Below are 24,336 nucleotides of genomic sequence, written 5' to 3' on the forward strand. Positions count from 1 at the left end.
CCACACGTTCGTTTTTGACGTCATCGACTGTGTGGACCTGTCGGCCTGAGCCCCCCTCGGCCGGCAGAAGAACGCCCCCGCCGGTGACGACCGGCGGGGGCGTTCGCCCGTGCGGATACGGACGGGCGCGTTCAGCTCACGAAGTTCAGCTCACGAAGTACGTCGGGTTCGGGAGCTTGTACGTCTTGTCGGCGTAGCCGCCCTCGAGGTCCGAGTACTGGTCGCCGAAGTTGGCGACGATGTCGTACCCGAGCGACTCGATGTGCTCGCGGGTGCCGGCCTTGTACTGCACCGTCGTGCAGTTCCAGGCGGCGGCGGTGGCGCAGTCGCTCAGGTACGCGGGCGGGTTCGCCGCGTCCTTGAGGAACATGTGCTCGGAGTCGAGGTTGACGTCGACGCCGATCTTCTTCAGGTTGTCGACCGCGGAGACGCGCTGCGACTCCTTCAGGCCCGAGTTGTAGAAGACCTCGACGCCCTTGGACTCGGCGTACGCGACGAGTTCGGGGCTGCCGAACACCGCGGGCCGGTTCGCCTGGGCGACGTAGGTGGCCCAGGAGGCCGAGTTGTACGTGTAGTTGGTCTTCCTCTCGTAGTCGAGGGAGAGCAGCAGCGTGTCGTCGATGTCGAAGACGACCGCGGGCTTCTGGTGCCGGTGGTGGGCCTTGCGGGCCGCCTTGTCGATGTCCTTCTTCGCGGCGGCGTCGATCCGCGCGAGGTCCTTGGCGTACTGGCTGTCGGGGGACGCCTGGTACACCCCGTTGCTGTCGAGCGTGGTGCCGTAGTAGGTGTCGATGTCCTTGACGAGGAGCCCGATGTTGTAGGGCTCGTGCGTCGAGTTCGCCGTCGACTGACCGGCGGTGGCGACGCCGGTGCCGTACAGGGCGGCACCGGCGACGACACAGGTGGCGGCGACGGCCGCGATGCGCAGTGGCTTATGCATGACAGGAGTTCTACGCGCGTCACCCGACCCGACGCGAGACCCGTTGCCTGATCGATACCTCCTTCACAGGCAAAAATCGGGTCAAGCGCCCGGGAGGCGACGGGGCCTGCCGGTCAGTTCATCGTGGCGCCGATGGTGGTGCTGCCCGTCGTCAGGAAGGTGGTGACAGGCAGAGCGCCGCCGGTCTGCCGGGCCTTGTACGTGCTCGTGGCGTCCGTCGACTTGAAGGCCGGGGTGGAGATGCCGGAGTCCCAGTTGTTGCCGGCCGACGTCACCGAGGAACCCTTGGAGACCGCCGTGCCGTTGCTCGCGGCGAGGTTCTTGCCGAGCTTGGCGGCACCGGTGGCGAAGTAGTAGCCGTACTTGCCGTTGGCGTAGGCGGTGGTGCGGTTGATGACGATGGCACCGGTGTTGGAGTTCTCGGTGAAGCCGTTGCCCGCGTCGTCCCAGGCGGCGGAGTTGTTGACGACGTGCGCGACGACCTCGCCGTCGCCGCCCAGCTTGTATCCGTTGCCGTCCCCCGCGAAGGCCGAGTCGCTCCAGCGGTTCTTGCCGTTGCCGAAGGACCAGGTGTGCTCGACAGTGACGGGCGAGGAGAAGGACCAGAAGTCGATGCCGTCGTCGGAGTTGTTGTACAGACGGCCCCCGGTGATCAGGTTGCCGGTGCCCGAGCCGAACTTCACGGCGACGCCGTCCGCGTTCTCCCCGTGATTGGCTGCGTCGTAGTTGCCGTACGAGTCGATGTTCTTCACCGTGTTGTTGACGGTGCCGTCACCGGTCAGAGTGAAGCCGGAGTCGCCGCCGTTGATGGTCTTGACGGTGTTCCAGGTGGTGCCGGTGCAGGACTGGCAGACGACCGCGCTGTCCGGGGAGTTCTGGAAGGTGAGGTTCGAGACGTTCCAGTAGTCGGCGGTGAGTTTGAAGATCCAAGCGCCGGACGGGAGCGAGGAGCCGTCGATCTTCACGGTCTCCGAGCCGTACGCCGTGAGCGTGACCGGCGAGGACGACGTGCCGTTCGCCGTGGACTGGAGGGTGGCCGTCGGGTAGTAGGTGCCGCCGCGCACCTGGATGACGGTCCCGGCGGTGGCGCCGGAGATCGCGCTGGTCAGTTCGGCGGTGGTGTCGACGACGACGGTGGCGGCCTGCGCCTGGGTGGGGAGGGCGGCGAGGCCCGCGCCGAGCACCAGGGTGGCGCCTAAGCCGAGAGCGGTACGACGAGACATGGATTGCGGTCCTTTCGTCGTGCTGGGGGATCGAACGGGGGAATCACGGGCACCAGTCGCCGAGGTAGGCGGCACGGGTGTGCTGCTCGGCCTCCGTGTCCGTGAGCCGGGGACGGTTCTCCGGGACGGTGATCACCGCGCCGGGTCCGGTGTTGCGGTACTCGCGAAAGCGCATGGACTGCCACGGATAGGCCGCGCGCATGTCGGTGTAGGGCGCCACCGCGTCGATGCCGGGCCCGAGTTCCGTCTCGCGGACCACGAGCGAGGGCCACGCCGTGGTCTCGTACGAGGGGACCCAGGGCCGGGCGATCTTGTACGCCGCGTCCTCGGCGCCGGAGGTGACGCGGCAGCCGGCGGCCAGGAAACCGCGGGGATTCGCGCGGGCCGTGGACGGCGCGAAGACCATTCCCTCGGGTCTGAAGGCGACGTCCCGGTCGAGGGTGTGGAAGTGGCATCGCTCGAAGACCGCGGTGGCCCGGCCGAAGACGAAGTCGACGTCGCCCTCGATGTGGCAGTCGCGGTAGAGGTGACGGTCGAAGGCCGCCAGGTCCGTGGTGTCCGCGAACAGCGTGTCCTGGTGGGCGAGCAGACGCACCCGTGCGAAGCACGAGCGGTCGCCGGTGACGTAGGCCGCGACCGCCTGCGTGCCGGTGGTCTCCGGATGGTCCGCGCGCAGCCAGTCGTTCGCGATCGTCAGCCCGAGCACGGTCAGCCCGGGAGCCGCCGAGGTGAGCGTGGCGGAGCCCGCGGTCCCGTAGGTGCCGGAGCCGTCCGGTTTCGGCGTGCCGTTGGCCCGGGCGAAGACGATGACGGCGTCACGAGGGTCACGGGTGGCACCGCGAAGCGTCAGCTCCCCCTTCCCGGCCGGGATGTCGACCACTTCGCGGTACGTTCCCGGGTGGACCACGATCGTCTGCCCGGGGCCGTCCACCGCGTCCACCGCGGCCTGGACCGAGTCGCCGGGACACACGTGCAGGACCCGGCGGCCGCGGGCGGCGGCCGGGGTGGCGGCGACGGCCACCACTCCCCCGGCCATGCCGGCGAGGAGCGCGCGCCTGCGCATCTCAGCATCCCCTCCCCGGCGTCCAGTCACCGAGGTACGCCGCACGGTTCGCCGACCGGGCCTCCTCCTCGGTGAGCTGGGGCCGGTTCTCCGGGACGCTGATCACCGCGCCGGGGCCCGTGTTGCGGTACTCGGCGAAACGCTGGCTCTGCCAGGGATAGGCGGCGGACATGTCGGCGTAGGGCGCGACCGCGTCGATCCCGGCGTCCAGCCGGGTGTCGCGGACGGTCAGCATGGGGCGGGCGGTGGTGTCCGAGCCGGGCACCCAGGGGCGGGCCAGCTTGTAGTACGCGTCGGGTGCCGCGCTGCTGATCCGGCTGCGGGTGACCAGGTATCCGCGCGGGGCGGCGACGGCCGTGGACGGCGCGAAGACGAAGCCGTACGGGGCTCCGGCCAGGTCCGTCCGGTTCAGTGTGCGGAAGTGGCAGGACTCGAAGACCGCGGTGGCCCGCCCGAAGACGAAGTCCACGTCCCCCTCGATGTAGCAGTCCCGGTAGTACTGCCGCGCGAAGGTGCCCAGCGCGATCGAGTCGGCGTACAGCGTGTCCTGGTGACCGAGGAACCGGCACCGGTGGAACGCCGAGCGGTCGCCCTGCACCTTGATCGCCACGGCCTGGGTGCCGGTGGTCCCGGGGTGGTCGGCGCGCAGCCAGTCGTTGGCGAAGGTGACCGATCGGGCCGTGAAGCCGTCGGTGCGCACGGTGGTCGTCGCCGACCCGGTGGTGCCGTAGCTGCCCGAACCGTCGGGCTTGGGCGTGCCGTTGGCGTTGTCGTACACGACGACGACGTCGCGCGGGTCGTCGGAGGCGCCGATCCAGGTCATCTCGGACCCGGCGGCGCCGGGCAGACCGGTCGCCGGGTCGACCGCTCCGACCGAGACCGTCTCGCGGTACACGCCGGGTGCGATGACCAGGGTGAATCCGGCGCCGGTCGCGGCGGTCACGGCGGCCTGCACGGTGGTGTGGTCGCCGAGGCCGCCGGGGTGGACGTACAGCGTCCGCGCGTCGAGCCGCGCGGACGGCGAGCCGTGGCGCCCGAAGGGCGGGCGCCCGGTGGCGCGGGCGGGGGCCGCGAGCACGGGAGCCAGTGCGGCTCCGGTGCTCGCGGCGACGAACGCCCTTCTGCTGAAGGCGTGTCCGGCCATGGTCAGCAGATCTTTCCGGAGCCCGCGCGACGGTCGACGATGCCGGGAACGGCCCTCGGCGCGTCGACCTTCGTCCGCAGGGCCGGTGTCCATCCGGCACCGGACTGGAGCGTCTCGGCGGGGATCTCCGCGTTGTGCACGGCGATCAGATCGGTCCGTACGCCGTTGACGTAGTTGTCGGCTGCGGTGAGCGGCGCCTCCTTCCACTTCTTGAGGATCTTCGCGGCACTGACCGAGTCCGGCATGGTGAACGCGTTGTGCTCGGCGACGAGTTGGGACTCCATGCCGATGCCGAAGCTGTAGGAGTAGGTGGCGTCGGCGACGAAGTGGTTGTTGTAGGAGTCCACCTGTCCGAAGCGGACGCGCGGTGCGCGCTCGACGAGGCCGGTGAACAGGTTGTGGTGGAGGGTGACCTTCAGGTGGCCGCGGTCCACGGCGGCGGTCGCCGCGCTGTCGCTGTTGCCGATCAGGATGGTCTTGTCGTGGTCGGCGAAGACGTTCCAGGAGGCGGTCACGTAGTCGGCGCCCTTGACGATGTCGAGTTCGCCGTCGTGCTGTTCGTAGATACGGCCGTAGTAGGTCGGCAGCGAGCTGTCCGGGTGGTCGCCGTCGGTGAACGTGTTGTGGTCGAGCCAGACGTGCGTGGCCCCGTAGACCACCGCGCTGTCGTACTCGGAGTTCCAGTTGCCGGTGTCGCCGTCGGTCGGGTCCCACTGCGGGAAGCAGTCGAGGGGGCTCTCGAAGGCGAGATTGCGGACGATGACGTTGTCGACGTCCTTGATCTGCAGGCTCGCGCCCTTGATGCCGGCGTCGCGGCCGATGCCGACGATGGTGGTGTTGGCGGGGACGTACGCCTTCATGGCGGTGTCCTGGTTGGCGGCGGAGGCGGCGCGCAGATCCTCCTGCTCGCCGCTCACCACCTGGTCGTAGCCCCACACCGCGGGGTCGTAGTCGGCGAGGTAGCGGTCGAAGTCGTAGCCGGGCGCGGCGAAGGAGTCGCAGCCGTCGGCGTTCGCGTCGATCGTGCCCTTGACCTTGATGATCTTCGGCGCGCTGCCGTCGGCGGCGAGCGCGGCCCTGAACTCCGCCCAGGTCGTGACCGTGTGGACCTGGGCGGCCTTGGCGGCCGAGCCACCGGTGGTGCCGGTCCCGTCGGAGGCCCAGCCGTCGCCCGCGGCGAGCGTCTGGCGGCCGAGCTCGCGGGACTGGGCCTGGGCGGTGGTGCCGGTGACGGCGAGCACGAGGGCGGTGCAGCCGATCAGCACGGCCGCTCTCCGTGCGGCGGTCGCGCTCAGCGCTGTGGCATGGGCATGCCAGTTCTGTGTGTTCACGGTGCGGCTCTCTTTCGGCTCAGGGACTCAAAGACTCAAGGGATTCAGGGATTCGGGGGCTCAGGAAATCAGCGGTTCAGGCGGTCGGCCAGGTGATCCAGGACTCGGGGATCTCCGCGTCGAGGCGGCGTACGTCCCGGGGCGCGAGCGCCCGGCGGTGCAGCAGTCCGGCCGCGACGAGGCGGGCCACGGCGATCGCGCCGGGCGGGTTGAAGTGCGTGTTGTCCTGTTCGGTCGCGGTCCAGTTGAAGTACTTCTTCGTCTCCTCGACGCCGAGCCGCTGCCACAGGGCGATGGACAGGGCCTGGATGTCGAGAAGCGCCACGTGCTCGTCCGCGGCGAGCGCGCGCACCGACACCGGGTAGTCGCCGTGCGTCGGCACCGCGTTGCCGTCCGCGTCGAACTTTCTGCGCTCCACCGGGGTGGCGAGCACCGGCCGCGCGCCCCGGGCCCGCGCCCCGTCGAGGTACTGCCGCAGGCAGTCCTGGTACGTCGTCCACGGCTCGGTGTACCGCGTCGGATCGGCGGTCTTCTCGTCGTTGTGCCCGAACTGGACGAGCAGGAGGTCGCCGGGCCGGATCACCTCGAGGATCGCGCCGAGGCGCCCCTCGTCGATGAAGCTCTTCGAACTGCGGCCGTTCACCGCGTGGTTGGCGACCACGATGTCCTGGCCCAGGAAGAACGGGAGCGCCATGCCCCAACCGGTCTCGGGTGCGGCGCCGGCGTACTTCTGGGCGGCGGTGGAGTCGCCGGCGATGTGGACGGTGCGCGGCCGGCGGCTCGGGCGGGCCGAGGCGGGTGCCGTCGCGGCGACGGCGAGGGGGACGGCGGCCACGGCCGCCGAGGTGACCTGTCTGCGCGTGAGGGACACGGGCGTGTGCCTTTCGACAGAGGTTTCGCTTCGACAGGGGTGAGGGGACGCGCCCCACGGGACGCGTGGCTGCTTCGATGTGCGGCTCCGCCGCGGGCCGCGGGAGCCACCGGCCGGGTCGGCCCGTGGCCGCAGGACTCCCTGCGACCCCGGACCGACCGCGGAGCGACCCGGACCGACCGCGGGGCGACCCGGACCGGCCGTGGCACGGAGCGACGCACACCACAGCCGGCCTCCGCGGGCGCACGGGACTAGTTGTGGGCCTTCCAGTCCGCCTGGGCCTTGTTCAGCTGGTCGGCCAGCGTGTCCAGGAAGTCCTTCGCGCTCATCTTGCCGAGGAGCACCTTCTGGAAGTTCGGCTCGTTGTCGGCCTTGGAGATGGTGTTCCAGTCGGGCAGGTAGTACGGCAGCTGCACGATCTTGGTGCCGGTGCCGTTCAGCGCCTCGGCGGCCAGTTTGGTCGGCTCGGCCTGCTGGATCCAGGCGTCCTTGGCGGCGTCGGTGTTCGCCGGTACCTGGCCCGCGGACTCGTTGAACTTGGAGTTCTCCGCCGCCGAGACGGCGAACTCGATGAACTTCCAGGCGGCCGCCTTGTTCTTGCCGGACTTGAACAGGCTGAGCCCGTCGACCGGGTTGGAGATCTGTACACGCGTGCCGTCGTCCATCGTGGGGTTCGGGACCCCGCGGAACTTGCCGGCGCCCAGCGCCTTCAGGTGGTCCTGGTAGGAGCCGAGGTTGTGGCTCAGCATGCCGATGGTGCCGCTGTCCCACTGCGCGACCATCTTGGTGAAGTCGTTGTTGACGTCGGCGGACGGGGTGACCTTCTTGTACAGGGCGACGTACTTCTCCAGGGCCGCCACGTTCTTCGGGTCGTTGACGGTGGTCTTGTCACCGTTCCAGAAGGAGGTGATCCCGGTCTGGCCGTAAGCCGCGTCCAGCGCCGGGGCGATGGAACCCTCGCCGCCGCGGATGGTGAAGCCGAACTTGTTCTTGCCCTTGTCGGTGAGCTTGTCGGCGGCGTCGTAGAACTTCGACCAGGTGGTCGGCGCGTCCAGGCCGGCCGACTTGAAGAGGTCGGTGCGGTACCACAGCGTGCCGTTGTTGGCGGAGGTCGGCACCTGGTACAGCGTGTCCCCGCCGCCCGCGGCCCGGCTGACGTCGAGCAGGTTCTGGCTCAGTCTGCCGTTCAGCGCGCTCTTCTCGATCCGGCCGTCCAGCGGCTCCAGCGCTCCCTGGACGGCGACCTCGGCGAGCATCGCGGTGCCCACGCCGCCGACGTCGGGCAGGCCGCCGCCCTGGATGGCGGTGTCGTACTTGGACTGGGCGCTCGCGGCCGGGATGCCGACGTACTTGACCTTGATGTCCGGGTACTTCTTCTCGAAGTCGGCGATGATCTGCTTCCAGATGTCGGTGCGGACACCGCCGTTGTTGTCCCAGAAGGTGATCTCGCCCTTGCCGGAGCCTTCGGTGCCCTTGTCCCCCGCGCTGCCGCTGCCGCTGTCACCACAGGCGGTGACGGTCAGCGCGAGCACGGAACCGAGGGCGACGGCCATGGCCGCCCGCCTGGCTCCACGGACGCCGGTCCCGATCGGGCCGGTCCCCAGTGGGCTGATCTTCTGTGGGCTGATCTTCATTGGTCGGCTCTCTTCTTCTGGATCCAACGGGGTTGTGGGGTCGGTGAGTCGTTCTCGGAGATCGGCATCCGGCTGCCTCCGGAAGGGGCGTGCCCTTCCCTCCGCATCCGGCAAGCGCTTGCTACGGAGGTGCGTCATTGCGGCTCCCAACAGGCGGACGAACGGCAGGAATCGACCCTCAGCGGGTCGCGGTGACACGGAAACGCGTGAACGTGGCGGCGCCGGCGTGGCCCCCGCCGGCCGGTGCCTGCGCGAACAGGCCGAGCAGGGCGCCGACCCAGCGCCAGCCGGTCGCGGCGAAGACCTGCCCCGAGGGCTGCCGGCCGCCACCGACGTCGTAGGAGAAGCGGCAGCGGGCCCCCGCGCCGATCTCGATCCACAGCCGGGCCCGGCCCTCGGGCGCGGTCCGTGCCGGAGCGGCCTCGCGCTCGCTCCCGCCCGGCTCCGGGGACGCGGGGGGTGCTCCCCCGGCGACCGGCTCGGCGAACCGGTGCACGAGCCGAACCGATCCGTCCGGCTCCCGCTGGAGCCCGATCCAGCTGAACGCGTCGCCGAGCACCACGAGCCCGGCCCGCGCCCCGGGCTCCTCGCTGTCCAGGCGCAGGTCGACCCGGACGGTGGCGGCCGCACCCGGCAGCCGCTGGGTGAGGACATGGGGACGTGCGCGCAGGTCGGACGCGTCCGTCGTGCGGACGCAGCTCAGCCGGAGTCCGTCGCCGGAGTGCTGGGTGGCCCAGCCGTCCTCGGGGTTGGCGGTCCACTGCCACTGGCGCCCGAAGCGGCCACCGGGGAAGTCGTCGTCCGTGGCGGGCGCGGACGGCGCCTGGGACGGCAGGTCCGGCTTCCGGTGTACGGCGACGGGGGCGCCCCGGTCGCCGAGCACCGGCCAGCCGTCCGCTCCCCAGCGCATCGGCTGGAGGTGGACCACCCGTCCGTAGGGTCCGCGCTGCTGGAAGTGCGCGAACCAGTCCTCACCCGCCGCCGTGCGCACCCAGCCGCCCTGGTGCGGGCCGTTGACCCGGGTGTTCCCCTGTTCCAGGACCACCCGCTCCTCGTAGGGCCCGAAGAAGCCGCGCGAGCGGAAGGCGCCCTGCCATCCGGTCTCGACTCCCCCGGCGGGCGCGAAGATCCAGAACCAGCCGTCGTGACGGTAGGCCTTGGGGCCTTCGAGGGTGAACCAGCCGGGAATCCGGTCGGCGTCGACGATCACCTTGCCCTCGTCGAGCAGCCCGGTGCCGTCGGGGCGCATCCGGTGTCCGGTGAGCCGGTTCTTCACGCCCGACCGGGATCTGGCCCAGGCGTGCACGAGATACGCCTCGCCGGTCTCCTCGTCCCACAGCGGGCAGGCGTCGATGAGCCCCTTGCCCTCCTTGACCAGGTGCGGCCGGGTCCAAGGGCCTCTGATCTCGGGCGCGTTGACCTGGAAGATGCCGTGGTCGGGGTCGCCCCAGAAGATCCAGAAGCGGTCGTCGTGATGGCGCAGGGAGGGCGCCCACACACCGCAGTCGGGCCGGGGGCTCCTGAACTCCGCGACGGGTTCCAGGCGTTGGAGGGCGTGTCCGACCAGCGTCCAGTTGACCAGGTCCCGGGAGTGCAGCAGGGGCAGACCGGGGGCGCGGCCGAAGCTGGAGGCGGTGAGGTAGAAGTCGTCGCCGACGCGCAGCAGGTCGGGGTCGGACCAGTCGGCGTCGAGGACCGGGTTGCGGTAGGTGCCGTCACCCAGGTCGGCGGAGGGCAGGGCCATCAGGGGCTCACCGCCTTGCGCACCAGGGCGGCCGCCCCGTCCCGGTCGAGGACGCCGTCGGCGACGACGGTGACGACCCGGCGTACGAGCGTGTCGCCCGCCTCGACGGTGAGCCGGTTCTCGTACGCGAGGGAGGAGCCGACGCCCGGGTACTGGGCGGTGCGGACGAACCACGGGTCGCGGCGGGTGGTGCCGGTGGCCCCGGCGAAGACGAGCGTCCAGCCGGCGCCCACGAGGGCGAGCCAGTCGGCGGGGCGTCCGTGCACCGCTTCCTCGCCCTCGGCGTCGGCGGTGAACACGCGCGGGGTGTCCGCTTCCTTGCGGGCCCGCCAGAAGAAGCCGCCGTACGCGGCGCCGGGCCGGCCGTTGGTGGCCGGGCTGCCGAGGGACAGTGCGCGCGAGGTGACGTTCGTGAGCGAGAACGTGAAGTCCAGCGCCCAGGCGGAGTCGGTGAGTTCGACGGCCGCGACCGTACGGCGTTCACGCAGCAGCTCGGAGCCGGCGGCCACCCAGCGCAGCTCCTCCACGAAGCCGTCGGGGTCGCGCAGCTGGAAGGCGGAGTGCCGCTGGGCGCCGTGGTTGTCGAGCTCGGTCGGCCCCTGGTCGCGGACGTAGGTGCGCCCGCCCCAGAAGTTGTGCCCCTCGACGTCGGGTACGGCGACACCGACGCCGAGGTGGTGTGCGTGGTCGGCGGGGCTGAGCTCGGTCACGGCCGTGCCGGCCAGGGTGGTGACGGGGTGCAGATACGGACGCGGGGAGAGCCGGGCCGGCAGTGCGGGCCGGGTGACGTAGCGGCCGACGGGACGGCCGGTGACCCTCAGGACCAGCGACTCGTTGTTCATCGGGTGCTCACCTCGTTCGGGAGCGCCCAGGAGGCGCCCAGCTCGGAGTAGAGGGCGAGGGTGTCGGCGGCCGCCGCGACGAATCCGTCGATGCCGCGCACCGCGCGGCGCCGCTCGCCGGGGAGCAGCTCCCAGATGTCCGGGGGCAGTTCGACCGGGTCGGGGGCCTGCCGGATCGCTTCGACGACCTTCATGAACGCGCCGGTCGACTCGGGCGGGACCAGCAGTTCGGCGCCGTCCGTCAGATGCCCGACCAGGTTCTCCAGCAGGTCCGTGCGGCCGTACTCGATCTCCTCGGGGCCGCGCCCGGACCGCTGCACGAGCACCCGGTCCTGCTTGTACCAGAAGGTGATCCGGCCGCCCGTGCCGTGCACCAGGACATACGGTTCGCCGGGCCGCTCGGCGCAGAGCGTCGCGGCGACCGTGATCCGGCCCCCGGTGGTCGTGATCCGCACGCACGAGGTGTCGTCGGACTCGATGTCGTTGGCGCGCAGCAGCTCGGTCCGGATGCCGGTGACGTCCTCGGCACGGGTCGAGCCGTCCAGCGCGAGGGCCGTGGCGACGACGTGGGCCAGCGGGTTCGTCAGGACACCGTCGACCACGTCCACGCCGTTCAGCCGGCGCTTTCCCGCCCAGGGCGCGCGCCGGTAGTACGCCTCGTCGCGTGCCCAGGCCCCCGCCCCGCCGATGCCGGTCACCCGGCCGAGCGCGCCCTCGCCGATCAGCTTCCTGATGGCGTGCACGGCGTGCGAGCCGAGCGACTGGAAGCCGATCTGGCAGACCACTCCGGCCGCCGCGACCCCGTCGGCCATCCGCCGGAACTCGGCGTAGGAGGGCGCGGGCGGCTTCTCCAGGAGCAGGTGTACGCCTCTGCGCGCGGCGGTCAGCGCCAGGTCGGTGTGGGTGGGGATGGGCGTGCAGATCACCGCGACCGCGGCGCCGGTGGAGTCGAGCAGGGCCCCGAAGTCGGCGGACTGCTCGACGTGCTGCCCTCCCAGTTCCTCCAGGGAGAGCGGGGTCAGCTCGCAGACGCCGGCGAGGCGCACCAGGCCCTTGTCCTGGAGACGGCGGATGTTGTTCAGGTGCCAGCCGCCGTGGCCCCGGGCGCCCGCGAGGACGACGGGCAGCGGGAGTGCGCCGGGCGGTGTGTTCGCCGGGCGGCCCGCGGGGGCGTTCCGCGGACCGGCTCGGTGCCCGGCACGGTCGGAGGGCGAGGCGGGCATCATCCCTTCACCGCCCCCGCGCTGAATCCGGTGATCAGCCATTTCTGGATGAAGGCGAACACGACGACCACGGGGACGGCGGCGATGATGCCGCCCGCGGCGAGCGCGCCCAGGTCGACACTGTCGGAGCTCATCAGGGTGTTGAGGCCGACGGGGATGGTCTGCTTGCTCTGGTCGCTGAGGAACATCAGGGCGAACAGGAAGTGGTTCCAGGCGTGGACGAAGGCGAAGGAGCCGACGGCGATCAGCCCGGGGCGCAGCAGCGGGAGGACGACGATCCGGAAGGCGTCGAAGCGGTTGCAGCCGTCGACCCAGGCGGCCTCTTCCAGGGAGTACGGCACGTTCCTGATGAAGCCGCTGATGAGGATCATCGACAGCGGCAGCTGGAAGACCGTCTCGGCGATGATGACACTGGCCAGTGAGTTGATCATGCGGAGCTCGGCGAAGATCTGGAAGAGCGGGACCAGGAGCAGTGCGCCCGGCACGAACTGCGAGCAGAGCAGCGCGAGCATGAAGCCGCGCTTGATCCTGAAGTCGAAGCGGGCGAGCGCGTAGCCGCCGGCGAGGGCGACGAGCGTGGTCATCACCAGCGTGGCGACGGCGATGAGGACGCTGTTCTGGAAGTAGGTCCCGAAGCTGCGCTCGGTCCACACCTTGTCGAAGTGCTCGAAGGTCATGGGCCAGGGCACGAGCGAGGTGGACCCGGCCGGGCGCAGAGCGAAGAGCAGGATCCAGTAGAAGGGGATCAGGGTGAAGAGCAGGTAGATGCCGAGGGGGACGTAGATCTGCCAGCGCGGGGCCTCGTCCCAGGCGCGGCGCTTCTTCTTCCGCTCGTCCGGGCGGGGTTCGTCGGCCGGCGGGGCGGGGGCGGCCGGAGCGGCCGTGTCGGCGTCCTTGGTGATCACTTGTCCCCGCCTCCGAACTTGCTCAGCCGCAGATAGACGATCGAGCAGAACAGCAGAATCACGAACGCGACCGTGGTGAGGGCCGACGCGTAGCCGAAGTTGTGGGCGTCGACGCTGGTGTTGGCGATGTAGAGCGGGAGGGTCGTCGTCTCGCCCGCGGGTCCGCCGCCGGTCAGGGTGTAGAGCAGGTCGACGTTGTTGAACTCCCACACCGCGCGCAGCAGTGTGGAGAGGATGATCGCGTCCTTGAGGTGCGGCAGCGTGATGTGCAGGAACTGGCGGACGCGGCTCGCTCCGTCGACCTCGGCGGCCTCGTAGAGGTCCTTGGAGACGGACTGGAGATCGGCGAGGATCAGGATCGCGAAGAAGGGGACACCCCGCCACAGGTCGGCGACCACGGCCGCCGGGAAGACGGTCGAGGTGTCCGAGAGCCAGCTGGTCCCGTACGAGCCGATGCCGGCGTCGGCGAGGTAACGGGTGATGCCCGTCTGGGAGTTGTAGAGCAGCACCCAGATCGCCGAGGTGAGCACCCCGGAGACGGCCCACGGCGAGAAGACCAGCGCGCGGCCGGCCGCCCGCCCGACGAAGGTCTGGTTGACGATCAGCGCGAGTGCCAGACCGAACAGCAGCTGGAGGCCCACCTCGACGAAGACCCACTTCGCGCTGAACGTCAGCGTGTCCCAGAACTGGGGGTCGTCGGTGAAGGCGTGCACGAAGTTGTCGAAACCCGCGAAGCCGTTGCGCCACGGCTTGGTGGGGTTGTAGTTCTGCAGGCTGTAGTAGAAGACGCTGATGACGGGGTAGGCGATGAAGCCCAGCATCAGCAGCGCCGCCGGGGCGATCAGCAGATACGGAAGCCTGCGCGGGGTCGCGGAAGCACGGCGCCGCCGGGGTGGCGCGGGCGGTTTCGCCACGGCTGCGGCTTGGGCCATGACAGTTCTCCGTTCTAGCGGGTGCCGTGGAGCACGTGCGTGGTCCGTAGGAAGCGCTTGCTCGATGCTCAGAGGTCGAGCGCTTCGCGTACGGTGTTCGGGATACGGGCCGTTCGTCCTGCTCGCCGTTCGTGATGCCGGTGGTTCGTGATACCGGTCGTTCATGACACGGGCCAAGTGGAGCGCGGCCGTGGGTCGTTCAGCCCGCGTACGGGTCCTGCACCTTGCCCGGCCGGGCCAGGAACGCGAAGTCGCAGCCGGTGTCGGCCTGGGTGATCTGCTCGGTGTAGAGCGCGCCGTAGCCGCGCTCGTACCGGACGATCGGCGGTGTCCATTCGGCCCGCCTGCGCTCCAGCTCCGCGTCGTCCACGTTGAGCTGGAGTGACCGTGCCTCGACGTCGAGGGTGATCGTGTCCCCGCTCCGGACGAGGGCGAGCGGGCCGCCGACGTACGACTCGGGCGCCACGTGCAGCACGCACGCGCCGTAACTGGTGCCGCTCATCCGGGCGTCGGAGATCCGCACCATGTCCCGGACACCCTGCTTCAGCAGGTGGTCGGGGATGGGCAGCATCCCGTACTCGGGCATGCCCGGCCCGCCCTTGGGGCCGGAGCCCCGCAGCACGAGGACGCTGTCCGCGGTGATGCCGAGCGACGGGTCGTTGATGGTCCGCTGCATCGTGCGGTAGTCGTCGAAGACGACCGCGGGACCGGTGTGCTTGAGCAGATGCGGTTCGGCGGAGATGTGCTTGATGACGGCGCCGTCGGGACAGAGGTTGCCGCGCAGGACGGCCACTCCGCCCTCGGCCGCGACCGGGTTCTCCCGGGTGCGGATGACGTCGTCGTTGTGCACCCGGGCGCTCTCCAGCTGCTCGCGCATGCTGTCGTGGGACACCGTGGGCCGGTCCAGGTGCAGCAGATCGGTGATCCGCGACAGGAACCCGGGCAGGCCGCCGGCGAAGTGGAAGTCCTCCATGAGGTACGTCCGTCCACCGGGCCTGACGTTCGCGAGCACGGGCACGGTCCGGGCGGTCCGGTCGAAGTCGTCGAGCGTGAGGGTGACACCGGCGCGCCCTGCCATGGCGATCAGATGGATCACGGCGTTCGTCGATCCGCCGAGACCGAGCACCGTCGTCACCGCGTCCGCGAAGGCCTCCGCGGTGAGGATGTCGGACAACGTCCGGTCCTGGTGGACCAGTTCGACGATCCTGAGCCCCGCCGCGGCGGCCATCCGGTCGTGTCCGGAGTCGACGGCGGGGATGCTCGACGCGCCCGGCACGGTGACCCCGAGCGCCTCGGCGGCCGCGGTCAGCGTGGACGCGGTGCCCATCGTCATGCAGTGGCCCGGCGACCGGGCGAGCCCGCTCTCCAGCTCGGTCATCTCGCAGTCCCCGATGAGACCGGCGCGCTTGTCGTCCCAGTACTTCCACATGTCGGTGCCGGAGCCGAGGACCTCGTTGCGCCAGTGGCCCGGGAGCATCGGCCCGGCGGGCACGAACACGGTCGGCAGATCGACCGAGGCGGCCCCCATGAGCAGCGCGGGCGTGGTCTTGTCGCAGCCGCCCATCAGCACGGCCCCGTCCACCGGGTACGACCGCAGCAGCTCCTCGGTCTCCATCGCGAGGAGGTTGCGGTAGAGCATCGGGGTCGGCTTCTGGAAGGTCTCGCTCAGCGTGGACACGGGGAACTCGAGCGGGAATCCGCCGGCCTGCCACACGCCCCGCTTCACGGCCTGCGCGCGGTCGCGCAGGTGCACATGGCACGGGTTGATGTCGGACCAGGTGTTGAGGATCGCGATGACCGGCTTGCCCAGGTGCTCCTCGGGGAGGTAGCCGAGCTGCCGGGTCCGGGCCCGGTGGCTGAACGAACGCAGCCCGTCGGTGCCGTACCACTGATGGCTCCGGAGGTCCTCGGGCCGTTTCACAGCGACCATCCGGCGGCTATCGCGGCGACCTCGGAGCGCTCGCTCTCGGGCAGCGGCCTGCTCGGCGGGCGGACGTCGCGGCGGCACAGGCCGAGCGACGACAGGGCTTCCTTGACCACCGTGACGTTGTTCGCGGAGGCGTTCGCGCCGCGCAGCTCCTCGAAGCGGCGGATCTGCTCCCAGACCTTCATCGCGGCCGGGTAGTCGCCGGACCGGAGCGCCTCGATCATGTTCAGCGAGACGGCCGGAGCGACGTTCACCAGGCCCGAGGTGAAGCCGGTGGCACCCGCCGAGAAGTACGACGGAGCGTACGGCTCCGCGAGTCCGGCCACCCAGACGAACCGTTCGAGCCCGGCGTCCCGCGCGAAGGACGCGAAGCGCGCGGCGTCGGGAACGGCGTACTTCACGCCGATGACGTTCGGACAGGCGTCCGCGAGTTCGGCGAGCCGCGAACCCGCGAGCCCCGGGTTGCGGATGTACGGCACGACACCCAGCTCCGGCACGGACTCGGCGATGGCCCGGTGGTAGTCGACCCAGCCGCTCTCCGAGACGTAGGGATGCACGGGCTGATGGACCATCACCATCGGTGCGCCGAGCGCGCGGGCGTGCCGCGCCGAGGCGACCGCGGTCGGCACGTCGTGCCCGACGCCGACGAGGACCACCGCCCGGTCGCCGGCCTCCTCGACGGTCAACTCGGTGACGAGCTGACGCTCTTCGGGGGTGAGGGCGTAGAACTCGCCGGTGTTGCCGTTGGGGGTGAGGGTGCGGACGCCGCCGTCGATCAGCCGGCGCAGCAGGGCCCGGTGGGTGTCGCGGTCGATCGTGCCGTCCTCGGCGAACGGGGTCACCGGGATCGCCACGACCTCGGCGAGAGCCGCCCGCTGGGTCTCGAACGTCGCTGTCATTCCTGTCCGTCCTCTTCCTGGCCCTGGGGGAAGGCCCGTTGCACGAACGACGCGATGTGCGCGTGCAGTGCCGCCGCCGCGCCGTCGGCGTCGCCGGCGAGGGCGAGCCTCACGATCTCCCGGTGTTCGCTCGCCTCCCGCTCCCAGGAGGGATCGGCCGCCCAGGCGACCGCCGAGACGAGCGCCGCCTGGTCGCGCACCTCGTCGAGCATCCGGGCGAGCAGCGGGTTGCCGCAGGGCACGTACAGGGCGCGGTGGAACTCCCGGTTGGCCAGGGATCGTTCGGCGGTGTCGGCGGCGTCGTCGGCACGGTTGAGCGCGTCACGGGCGGCGTCGAGGGAGGCTCCGCGGCGCACCGCCCGGCGCAGCGCCTCGGGTTCGAGGAGCAGCCGTACGTCGTACACCTCGCGCGCCATGTCCGCGTCCACCATGCGCACCGTGACGCCCTTGTACTGGTTCATCACGACGAGCCCGGTGCCGGCCAGGGTCTTGAGCGCCTCGCGCACGGGTGTCTTCGACACTCCGAACTGTGCGGCGAGGTCGGTCTCGACCAGGGCCTGCCCCGGGGTCAACTGCCCGGTGAGGATGCGGTGTTTGATCCCCTCCAGCACGAACTGCGTGCGGGACGGGATCGGGGTGGGCACAGAGGTCATGCGCGCCTCTCTGGTCTCACGTCTCGGATCACGGGAGCCGGGCATCGAATCGCGGACATCGATCTCGGATCTCGCATATCGCGTCTCATATATGACGTACGAAGTACGACGCGTTGAAGGTAGGAGCGTGACCGTGTTTCGTCAACGCTTCCGACAAAGGAAGTTGAAGTGAAGTGCCGGGCGCGGGCCTCAGACGGTCCGGGTCTCGCCCTCGCGCGCGGTGGAGGTCCGGCCGCCGACGAAGACGGCCGCGGCGCGCCCGGTCGCGGACTCGCGCGTGAGCGTGGGCCCCACGTGGGTGACGAGCAACTCCCCCACGCCCGCCTCCTCGGCGACCGCTCCCGCGTCCTCGGGGGTGAGGTGCACCGGGCGTTCACTTTCGCGATGCCGGTCGACGTCGGCCTCGCAGAGGAACAGGTCGGCTCCGGTGGCGAGTTCGACGAGAGCGGGGCAGGGCCCACTGTCCCCGGAGTACGCCAGCACGCTCCCCCCGCACTCGGCGCGCAGCCCGTACGCCTCGGTGTCGTGCACGACGGCACGGGTGTCGAGTACCAGGCCGCCGACCCGGCTCTCGTGCCCGTCGTACAGGGGTCGGAGGTCGAAGACGCCGCTCAGAAACCCGGGATCACGCTGTCCGAAGAACCCCGCGAGGCGGGGTCCGAGCTCCGGCGGCGCGTAGACGGGCAGGGGCGCCGCGGGGGCTAGCCCTCCGTACGCCAGCCCGTACATCGCGGGCAGCAGGTCGGCGCAGTGGTCGGCGTGCAGATGGGAGATCCAGATCGCGTCCAGCCGCGCCGGATCGGTGTGCCTCTGCAACTCGGCGAAGGTCCCGGGACCCGCGTCGACCCATACCTCGGCGCCCCCGCCGCGCAGCAGGTACCCGGAGCAGGGGCGCCCGGGCCGCGGGTGGGGGGACCCGGTACCCAGCACGGTCAAGGTGAGGACCGATCCGGGAGCGGGAGAGGAAACGGGGTCCGGGGCGGGCGCGTCGTCGGATGCGGGGGAGGCGGAGGCCATACGGGAAGCGTACGGACCCCGTGACGGCCGGGGCGCCTGCCTTTCGCCTCGCGCACCACTCCGGTCTGCGGCCGTACCCGCACGCGGACGAGCTGCGGCCGTACGGCGGCGCGCCCACGAGGCCGTGCGGCACGTGGGTACAAGGCGCGAGCACCGGCTGCCGGCCTTCGGCTCCCGGTCTGCGGCCGGACTTCAGGGGGCCGGCCGGTCGTTGTCCGCCGCTCGGCTCCCCGCCGTCACGGCGACGCTCCCGCTGCCCCGCTACGGCTTCCAGCCGGGGTCGCGGCCGCTGAGGCCGATCACGCGGTCCAGGAGGGGCGCCTCGTCCGGTACCGGGACGACGGGGCCGAAGATGCCGCCGCCCCGGGTCGGGTCCTCGGCCGCGGCGCTGAGGAACTCGTACGAGGCCCGCAGGGCGACCGCGTCGGGCTCGTACCCCTGGCCCGTGGCCCGCGCGAGGTCCCAGCCGTGCACCACCAGTTCGTCGGCGGCCACGGCCGCCGCGACCGCGCCCGGCAGCGTCACTCCGCCCGCCCGGGTCATCCCGGTCCAGGCGGCCGGGTCACGCCAGGCGTCGCCGAGTTCGTCGAGCGCCTTCGGCAGAGCCTCGCGCCACCCGGGCCCGATGTCGGGCACGGCGGAGTCCGGGCTCGTGTCGGTCGTCGCGCCCAGGTCCTTGCGCGCCGCGTCGCGGAAGGCGACGGACAGCCCGGCCAGGTGCCCCAGGATGTTGCGCACCGCGTAGTCCGGACACGGGGTCGCCCCGTCGAGCCGGTCGTCCGTGACCGCGTCCGTGAGCCGCGCCACGATCAGGGCCTGCGGCCCGAGGTCGAAAGTCTGGCCGGTCATCCGATTCTCCTCAGAACTCGTGTCCACTGCGGGGTAGACCGCGCCCGCACCCGAAACTCATCGGTTCCCCGACCCGCGGGCCCCCGCACCAGGACAGCCGGACGGCCCAACACCGGGCGGCCCGCTCCTCCGTATGCAGCAGCGGCGCAGGCGGGTGGATCGCCCGGGGCCGAAGCTGGGCGTGCCCCGGCCACCGTCCGACTCGGGAGAACCCCATGCACCTGCCCCGCCGCCCCCGGCTGCGTCTGCCGCTCAGCGCTCTGCTGGCCGCCGCCTGCCTGACCGGCATCGTGTCCGCACCGGCCGACGCCGATGCCACCTCCGCCGGCCGCGACCAGGACCGTGCGCTGCGCGAACAGCTCGAGGAGCTGGTGCGCAGCCCCGGTGGCCCGCCCGGTGTCATCGCCGTCCTGCGCCGGGAGGGCGTGTCGCGCGTCCTGCGCGCCGGAGTCGCCGATCTCGAGAGCGGACGTCCGATCCGGCCGGACGACCACACACGGATCGCCAGCACCGCGAAGGCGTTCAGCGGCGCCGTGGCGCTGGGTCTGGTGGACCGGGGCGCACTCTCCCTCGACGACACCATCGGCCGCCTGCTGCCGTCCCTGCCGCGGAAGTGGCGCGCCGTGACGCTCCGCCAGCTGCTGAACCACACCAGCGGGCTGCCCGACTACACGAGGAGTCCCGAGTTCCTCGAGATCCTCACCGCCGATCCGCGTCACCACTTCGACTCGCGCCGGCTGCTCGACTACGTGGCCGACGAGCCGCTGCTGTTCCGGCCGGGCTCGCGGTACATGTACTCGAACTCCGACAACATCGCCGTCGCGCTGATGGCCGAGGCGGCGACCGGCAAGCGCTACGAGCAGCTGCTGCGCGGACTCGTCTACCGGCCGCTCGGCCTGCGCGACACGAGCCTCCCGCAGGGCTACGAGCTGCCCGAGCCGTACATGCACGGCTACGACGTCCAGCCGCCGAACCCCCCGGAGGACGTCAGCGAGGTGCTCAGCGCGTCGGGCGTGTGGGCATCGGGCGGGATCGTCTCGACTCCTGCGGACCTGACCCGCTTCATCCGCGGCTACGCGGGCGGCGCCCTGATCTCCAAGGCCACCCTGCGCGAGCAGCGCCGCTGGATCGACGGGGCCTCGGAACCGGCGGGACCCGGCAAGAACAAGGCGGGAGCGGCGATCTTCCGCTACTCCACCCGCTGCGGAGTGGTCCTCGGCCACACCGGCAACTTCCCCGGCTACACCCAGCTGATCGCCGCCACCCCGGACGGCCGGCGGTCACTGACCTTCTCGCTCACGACCCAGGTGAACAAGGAGACCAAGCCGGAGCTGCTCAAGGAGCTGCGCGACGTCGAGGAGAACTTCGTCTGCGCGCTGCTGAAGGACTGAGAAGCCCCGGGCGCCCGCAGGATCGCGAAGGTGCGGGCTGCCGGGACCGGGGCCGGCCGAGCGGGCGCGGCGGCCGACCTCCCGAGCGGATTCAGCGGCCGCTCGGCCGAGCGGCCGCCCCTCGCCCGGGGCCCGGCGCGCCGCCCCGCGCCGGGCCCCGCAGACACGGCGACACCCCCGTCCATGGGGCGAGCGGCCGAGCCGTCGTCCGTCGACGGGCCCCGGCAGCACCCGTGTCTAAGGCGGTTGCCCGATCCCCTCGGGCCCGCCTTAGAACCACGATCACCTGCCATGACATGGACAGTGACGCGGGTTCTGGGCGATCGCACCGCCGGTCTGTATCTGACCGGAGTGGTCGTCTCCGGCTTCGGGACGTCGGCGATGTGGCTGGTCTCGGGCATCTGGGTCAAGGATCTGACGGGCTCGGACGGTCTGGCGGCGCTCTGCGTCTTCGCTCTCTGGGCCCCCACCCTGATCGGCCCCGCCCTGGGCACCCTGGCCGACCGGACCCGCCGCCGCCCCCTGCTCATCGGGACGAATCTGGTCCTGGCCGCGCTCCTGCCGGTCCTGTTCGCCGTGGACGGGCAGGGCCGCCTGTGGATCCTGTTCGCGGTGCTCCTGGTCTACGGCACGGCGGGGGTGGTCCAGGACGCCGCCGAGTCCGCGCTGCTGGCCGGCGCGATCGACGAGCGTCTCCTCGGCGACCTCAACGGTCTGCGCATGACCGCCAACGAGGGCATGAAGCTGGTGGCCCCGCTCACCGGGGCGGGTCTCTACGCCGCGTACGGCGGCGCGCGGGTGGCGCTCCTGGACGCGGTGACCTTCGCGCTGGCGGCGGGGGTGTACGCGCTGCTGAGAGTCCGCGAGACCCCACCGGTCCGGACGTCCGCCGTCCTTGTCGGCGAACGGCCGCGTGATGGTGCACGGCGAGCGGGAGGTCGTGCCCGCGGCGACCGCCGCCGAAGCCGCCCCCGCGCCGGGCGCCCGCGCATCCGCACCGCGGAAGGCGTCCGCCACCTCCGGCGGAACCCCCGGCTCCGGGTCCTGGTCCTGGCCGGCGGTACGACCATGCTCCTCGCGGGGATCAACGGCGCGACGGTCTACGCCGTGACGGAGGGGCTGGGCCACTCCCCCACGTACGCCGGCGTCCTGTACGTCGCGCAGGGCGCCGGTTCGGTCGCCGTCGGGCTGGTGTCCGGGACGCTGCTGCGACGGCTGGGCGAACAGCGCTTCGCCGTCTGCGGGATCGCCCTCACCGCCGTCGCGGTCGTCCTGCGGGCCGTTCCGGACGATGCGGTGGCCCTCGCGGCCGGCGCGGCCGTGGGGGCGGGGCTGCCCTGCCCGCTCATCGCCGTGTTCACCGCGGTCCAGCGGGAGACACCGGCCCATCTTCTGGGCCGCGTCTCCGCCACCGCGAACACGCTTCTGTACGCGCCGAACGCCATCGGTCTGGCCCTCGGGGCCGGCCTGGTCGAACTCGTCGACTATCGCGTCCTGCTCCCCGCGCTGGGCCTGATCCGGCTGGTGACCCTGGGCCCGCTGCTCCGGGCCGTCCCTGCCCGGACGGCGGACTGAGGGCGCGGCGGGAGCTCCGCTAGCCGAGCCCCGCCAGCACCTCCCGCACCGTCTCGAGGTCCCGCTCCGAGGCCAACCCGGCGTGATACAGGCGCAGTTCCGTCGCCCCGAGCTCGACCGCGTGCGCCACGTCCGCCGCCAGGGTCTCCGGACGGCCCCCCATCCCCGACACCACGGTGAAGTTGGCGGCCAGGACCCGCCCCTTCGGGCCCGCCTCCGCGAACGGGGTCAGCGGCCCGGCGCCCGCGGTGCACGGCACGACCACCCCGTCGGCCACGGACAGGATGTGCCGGGGGTCGACCCCGGCGTTGGCACCGCAGTGGTAGGACACCGGATCGGCGTGCAGGAGCACCTGGAAGCCGGCCGGCGCGGCGGCGCGGACCGCCGAGACCGCCTCTTCCTGGAGGGACCGGGCCACCCCGTCACGCCACACCCTGGTGGCCCCGGCGGTCTCGGCCCCGAGCAGCTTCTCGACACCGGTCCAGCCCCCGTCCGACGGCGCCCCCCGCCACACCGGCTCCAGCGCCCCGCGCACGGCGGCCGCCAGCTCCCCCGCGTCGAGGCCCTGGTTTTCGTAGCCCTGCCCGCACACCGCGCAGAAGCAGAGCGACATCAGGTACTGCCCGGCGTCTCCGAGCGCCACCCCGCCGATCTTGTCGTGGGCGTGCAGATGGGCGAGTCCGTACCAGCCGAGCGACTCCAGTTCCGTGCCGGCCGCCCCGGGCCGGACCGCGGCCTCCGCCGCGAGTTCGGCGAGATAGGCGCGGGTGGCGGACTGGGCCACGCAGGGGGCCCAGGGATAGCGGTCCCCGTAGGCGTTGACGACGGAGGTCGACGGATGCTCCTCCCCCATACGGGAGTTGTGTGCGAGCACCACCCAGGTGTGGACGTCGAGACCGGCCCCGGCGAGCGCGGCGGCGGCCTCGCCGTACGCGTCGCCCGGCGCCCAGTCCCCCGCCGGGTACGGGCGAAGGGCACGCCCCTGCCAGCGTGCCTCGTCCACCGGGTAGAGCACGGCGGCGTGCGAGGCCGTCACGATCCGGTGCCGGGGGTGGCGGGGCGTCGCCGCGCGGGTGGAGTGGTAGGCGGACGCGAGCGTCACCTGGCGTACGCCGAGCGCGGCCGTCCTGGAGGCGGCCTCCGGGTCCCCGTTGACATCCCAGGGGTACAGGAACGCCGAGGTCCTCACTTGTCCTCCTCGATGAGCGCGTACCCGCGGTCGATGAGCTGCGCGAGCTGCTTGACGTGGTCCTCGGTCGGTTCGTTCAGCGGCGGCCGCACCTCACCCACCTCCAGGCCGCGCAGCCGGACACCCGCCTTGACGAGGGCGACCGCGTAGCCGCGCCCCTGTGCCCGCAGGTCGACGAAGGGCCGGTAGAAGCCGTCCAGCAGCCGGTTCACCGTCGCGTCGTCCCCGGTGTTCAGCGCCCGGTGGAAGGCCAGCGCGATCTCGGGGGCGAAGCAGAAGACCGCCGAGGAGTAGAGCGTGATGCCCACGCCCCGGTAGGCGAGTCCGGTCAGTTCGGCCGTCGGCAGGCCGTTGAAGTAGAGGAAGTCGCCGGGTACCTCGCTGCGTACGGCGCTCACGATCCGCTGCATCAGGTCCAGATCGCCGAGTCCGTCCTTGAAGCCGATGATCCCCTCGGTGCGCGCGAGTTCGATCACGCTCTCGGGGGTGAAGACCGCGTTGTCCCGCTGGTAGACGATGACGTCCAGGGAGGTGGCGGCGGCGATCTCCCGGTAGTGCCGCAGCAGACCCTCCTGCCCGGCCACCACGAGATACGGCGGCATGGCGAGCAGTCCGTCGGCCCCGGCGGCCTCCGCGAGACGTGCGTAGCGCACGGCGAGGGCGGTCCCGTATCCGGCGCCCGCGACCACCGGCACCCGTCCCGCGGCCGCCTCCACGGCCGCCCGCACGCAACGCTCGAACTCCTCGGGAGTGAGCGCGTGGAACTCGCCGGTGCCGCAGCACGCGAAGACCGCCGCGGCTCCGGCCTCGACGCCGCGCCGCACATGCTCCCGGTAGACGTCGAGATCGACGGAGCCGTCGGGGCCGTACGCGGTGACGGGGAAGAACAGCGGCCCGCTGGGGATGCTCAGCCGAGCGGCAAGAGGGGCTGACGTCACGGACTCTCCCTAAAAAGGTGCCCACCGAGTGCACGTTTCTGATCCA

Annotated in this window: 21 protein-coding genes; 2 read left to right on the plus strand and 19 right to left on the minus strand. The window is 71.5% G+C overall.

Going from position 1 to position 24,336, the window contains the following annotated elements; translation table 11 throughout:
* Positions 1 to 145: 145 nt before the first annotated feature.
* The 17 genes from OG788_RS12770 to OG788_RS12850 form a co-directional block, all read right to left on the minus strand.
* Positions 146 to 940 (minus strand): HAD family acid phosphatase, encoded by a 795-nt coding sequence (locus OG788_RS12770; RefSeq protein WP_356754108.1) that lies wholly within the window; start codon positions 938 to 940, stop codon positions 146 to 148.
* Between the two features lie 113 nt (positions 941 to 1,053).
* A complete protein-coding gene (locus OG788_RS12775; protein WP_406370797.1) occupies positions 1,054 to 2,163 on the minus strand; it encodes a right-handed parallel beta-helix repeat-containing protein in 1,110 nt (369 codons plus the stop codon).
* A 43-nt stretch (positions 2,164 to 2,206) separates the two neighbouring features.
* On the minus strand, positions 2,207 to 3,226 hold the full coding sequence (locus OG788_RS12780; protein WP_406370799.1) for a pectinesterase family protein: 1,020 nt from the start codon (positions 3,224 to 3,226) through the stop codon (positions 2,207 to 2,209).
* 1 nt (position 3,227) lies between these two features.
* Entirely contained in the window at positions 3,228 to 4,370 is a 1,143-nt protein-coding gene (locus OG788_RS12785; RefSeq protein ID WP_406370801.1) for a pectinesterase family protein, read from the minus strand.
* Positions 4,371 to 4,372: 2 nt separating this feature from the next.
* The gene (locus OG788_RS12790) at positions 4,373 to 5,701 is read right to left on the minus strand and encodes a polysaccharide lyase family 1 protein (RefSeq protein ID WP_406370803.1); all 1,329 of its coding nucleotides are present in this window, start codon (positions 5,699 to 5,701) and stop codon (positions 4,373 to 4,375) included.
* Between the two features lie 76 nt (positions 5,702 to 5,777).
* On the minus strand, positions 5,778 to 6,572 hold the full coding sequence (locus OG788_RS12795) for a rhamnogalacturonan acetylesterase (RefSeq protein WP_406370804.1): 795 nt from the start codon (positions 6,570 to 6,572) through the stop codon (positions 5,778 to 5,780).
* 251 nt (positions 6,573 to 6,823) lie between these two features.
* On the minus strand, positions 6,824 to 8,206 hold the full coding sequence (locus tag OG788_RS12800; protein WP_406370806.1) for an ABC transporter substrate-binding protein: 1,383 nt from the start codon (positions 8,204 to 8,206) through the stop codon (positions 6,824 to 6,826).
* Positions 8,207 to 8,384: 178 nt separating this feature from the next.
* Positions 8,385 to 9,950, minus strand: coding sequence for a family 43 glycosylhydrolase (locus OG788_RS12805; protein ID WP_351537468.1), 1,566 nt, complete (start codon positions 9,948 to 9,950; stop codon positions 8,385 to 8,387).
* Positions 9,950 to 10,792 (minus strand): PmoA family protein, encoded by an 843-nt coding sequence (locus tag OG788_RS12810; RefSeq protein WP_406370808.1) that lies wholly within the window; start codon positions 10,790 to 10,792, stop codon positions 9,950 to 9,952. The genes OG788_RS12805 and OG788_RS12810 overlap by 1 nt, the downstream gene beginning before the upstream one ends.
* A complete protein-coding gene (locus OG788_RS12815; protein WP_406370810.1) occupies positions 10,789 to 12,018 on the minus strand; it encodes a Gfo/Idh/MocA family protein in 1,230 nt (409 codons plus the stop codon). The genes OG788_RS12810 and OG788_RS12815 overlap by 4 nt, the downstream gene beginning before the upstream one ends.
* Positions 12,015 to 12,920: a carbohydrate ABC transporter permease gene (locus tag OG788_RS12820; RefSeq protein WP_406370812.1), complete on the minus strand. Its 906-nt coding sequence runs from the start codon at positions 12,918 to 12,920 to the stop codon at positions 12,015 to 12,017. The genes OG788_RS12815 and OG788_RS12820 overlap by 4 nt, the downstream gene beginning before the upstream one ends.
* Entirely contained in the window at positions 12,917 to 13,852 is a 936-nt protein-coding gene (locus OG788_RS12825; RefSeq protein ID WP_351537455.1) for a sugar ABC transporter permease, read from the minus strand. The genes OG788_RS12820 and OG788_RS12825 overlap by 4 nt, the downstream gene beginning before the upstream one ends.
* A gap of 199 nt (positions 13,853 to 14,051) precedes the next feature.
* Positions 14,052 to 15,782, minus strand: a complete 1,731-nt coding sequence (araD, locus tag OG788_RS12830; protein ID WP_406370815.1) for an L-arabinonate dehydratase — start codon at positions 15,780 to 15,782, stop codon at positions 14,052 to 14,054.
* Positions 15,770 to 16,678, minus strand: a complete 909-nt coding sequence (locus OG788_RS12835; RefSeq protein WP_351537442.1) for a dihydrodipicolinate synthase family protein — start codon at positions 16,676 to 16,678, stop codon at positions 15,770 to 15,772. Before OG788_RS12835 ends, araD begins: the two co-directional genes overlap by 13 nt.
* On the minus strand, positions 16,675 to 17,331 hold the full coding sequence (locus OG788_RS12840) for a GntR family transcriptional regulator (RefSeq protein ID WP_406370817.1): 657 nt from the start codon (positions 17,329 to 17,331) through the stop codon (positions 16,675 to 16,677). Before OG788_RS12840 ends, OG788_RS12835 begins: the two co-directional genes overlap by 4 nt.
* Positions 17,332 to 17,520: 189 nt before the next feature.
* Entirely contained in the window at positions 17,521 to 18,348 is an 828-nt protein-coding gene (locus OG788_RS12845) for an MBL fold metallo-hydrolase (RefSeq protein WP_406370819.1), read from the minus strand.
* A gap of 261 nt (positions 18,349 to 18,609) precedes the next feature.
* Complete coding sequence (locus OG788_RS12850; RefSeq protein WP_406370821.1) at positions 18,610 to 19,197, minus strand: TIGR03086 family metal-binding protein; 588 nt, start codon at positions 19,195 to 19,197, stop codon at positions 18,610 to 18,612.
* A 215-nt stretch (positions 19,198 to 19,412) separates the two neighbouring features.
* On the opposite strand from OG788_RS12850, the gene OG788_RS12855 reads away from it, so the two are divergent.
* Entirely contained in the window at positions 19,413 to 20,588 is a 1,176-nt protein-coding gene (locus OG788_RS12855) for a serine hydrolase domain-containing protein (protein ID WP_406370823.1), read from the plus strand.
* A 291-nt stretch (positions 20,589 to 20,879) separates the two neighbouring features.
* A complete protein-coding gene (locus OG788_RS12860; protein WP_406370825.1) occupies positions 20,880 to 22,163 on the plus strand; it encodes an MFS transporter in 1,284 nt (427 codons plus the stop codon).
* Between the two features lie 19 nt (positions 22,164 to 22,182).
* Here the strand turns inward: OG788_RS12860 and OG788_RS12865 are convergent, their stop codons facing one another.
* Together OG788_RS12865 and OG788_RS12870 are read right to left on the minus strand one after the other, a co-directional pair.
* Positions 22,183 to 23,352: a hypothetical protein gene (locus OG788_RS12865; protein WP_406370827.1), complete on the minus strand. Its 1,170-nt coding sequence runs from the start codon at positions 23,350 to 23,352 to the stop codon at positions 22,183 to 22,185.
* A complete protein-coding gene (locus OG788_RS12870) occupies positions 23,349 to 24,290 on the minus strand; it encodes a 5-dehydro-4-deoxyglucarate dehydratase (protein ID WP_406370829.1) in 942 nt (313 codons plus the stop codon). The genes OG788_RS12865 and OG788_RS12870 overlap by 4 nt, the downstream gene beginning before the upstream one ends.
* Positions 24,291 to 24,336 lie beyond the last annotated feature (46 nt).

It is taken from the genome of Streptomyces sp. NBC_00647, from assembly GCF_045207245.1.
In the GTDB taxonomy this organism is placed as follows: domain Bacteria; phylum Actinomycetota; class Actinomycetes; order Streptomycetales; family Streptomycetaceae; genus Streptomyces.

Excerpts from the sequence above, each read along its gene's own strand:
- OG788_RS12770 (WP_356754108.1), bottom strand. The coding sequence starts at position 940 with ATGCATAAGCCACTGCGCATCGCGGCCGTCGCCGCCACCTGTGTCGTC.
- OG788_RS12775 (WP_406370797.1), bottom strand. The coding sequence starts at position 2,163 with ATGTCTCGTCGTACCGCTCTCGGCTTAGGCGCCACCCTGGTGCTCGGC.
- OG788_RS12780 (WP_406370799.1), bottom strand. The coding sequence starts at position 3,226 with ATGCGCAGGCGCGCGCTCCTCGCCGGCATGGCCGGGGGAGTGGTGGCC.
- OG788_RS12785 (WP_406370801.1), bottom strand. The coding sequence starts at position 4,370 with ATGGCCGGACACGCCTTCAGCAGAAGGGCGTTCGTCGCCGCGAGCACC.
- OG788_RS12800 (WP_406370806.1), bottom strand. The coding sequence starts at position 8,206 with ATGAAGATCAGCCCACAGAAGATCAGCCCACTGGGGACCGGCCCGATC.
- OG788_RS12805 (WP_351537468.1), bottom strand. The coding sequence starts at position 9,950 with ATGGCCCTGCCCTCCGCCGACCTGGGTGACGGCACCTACCGCAACCCG.
- OG788_RS12810 (WP_406370808.1), bottom strand. The coding sequence starts at position 10,792 with ATGAACAACGAGTCGCTGGTCCTGAGGGTCACCGGCCGTCCCGTCGGC.
- OG788_RS12815 (WP_406370810.1), bottom strand. The coding sequence starts at position 12,018 with ATGATGCCCGCCTCGCCCTCCGACCGTGCCGGGCACCGAGCCGGTCCG.
- OG788_RS12825 (WP_351537455.1), bottom strand. The coding sequence starts at position 13,852 with ATGGCCCAAGCCGCAGCCGTGGCGAAACCGCCCGCGCCACCCCGGCGG.
- araD (WP_406370815.1), bottom strand. The coding sequence starts at position 15,782 with ATGGTCGCTGTGAAACGGCCCGAGGACCTCCGGAGCCATCAGTGGTAC.
- OG788_RS12835 (WP_351537442.1), bottom strand. The coding sequence starts at position 16,678 with ATGACAGCGACGTTCGAGACCCAGCGGGCGGCTCTCGCCGAGGTCGTG.
- OG788_RS12840 (WP_406370817.1), bottom strand. The coding sequence starts at position 17,331 with ATGACCTCTGTGCCCACCCCGATCCCGTCCCGCACGCAGTTCGTGCTG.
- OG788_RS12845 (WP_406370819.1), bottom strand. The coding sequence starts at position 18,348 with ATGGCCTCCGCCTCCCCCGCATCCGACGACGCGCCCGCCCCGGACCCC.
- OG788_RS12850 (WP_406370821.1), bottom strand. The coding sequence starts at position 19,197 with ATGACCGGCCAGACTTTCGACCTCGGGCCGCAGGCCCTGATCGTGGCG.
- OG788_RS12855 (WP_406370823.1), top strand. The coding sequence starts at position 19,413 with ATGCACCTGCCCCGCCGCCCCCGGCTGCGTCTGCCGCTCAGCGCTCTG.
- OG788_RS12860 (WP_406370825.1), top strand. The coding sequence starts at position 20,880 with ATGACATGGACAGTGACGCGGGTTCTGGGCGATCGCACCGCCGGTCTG.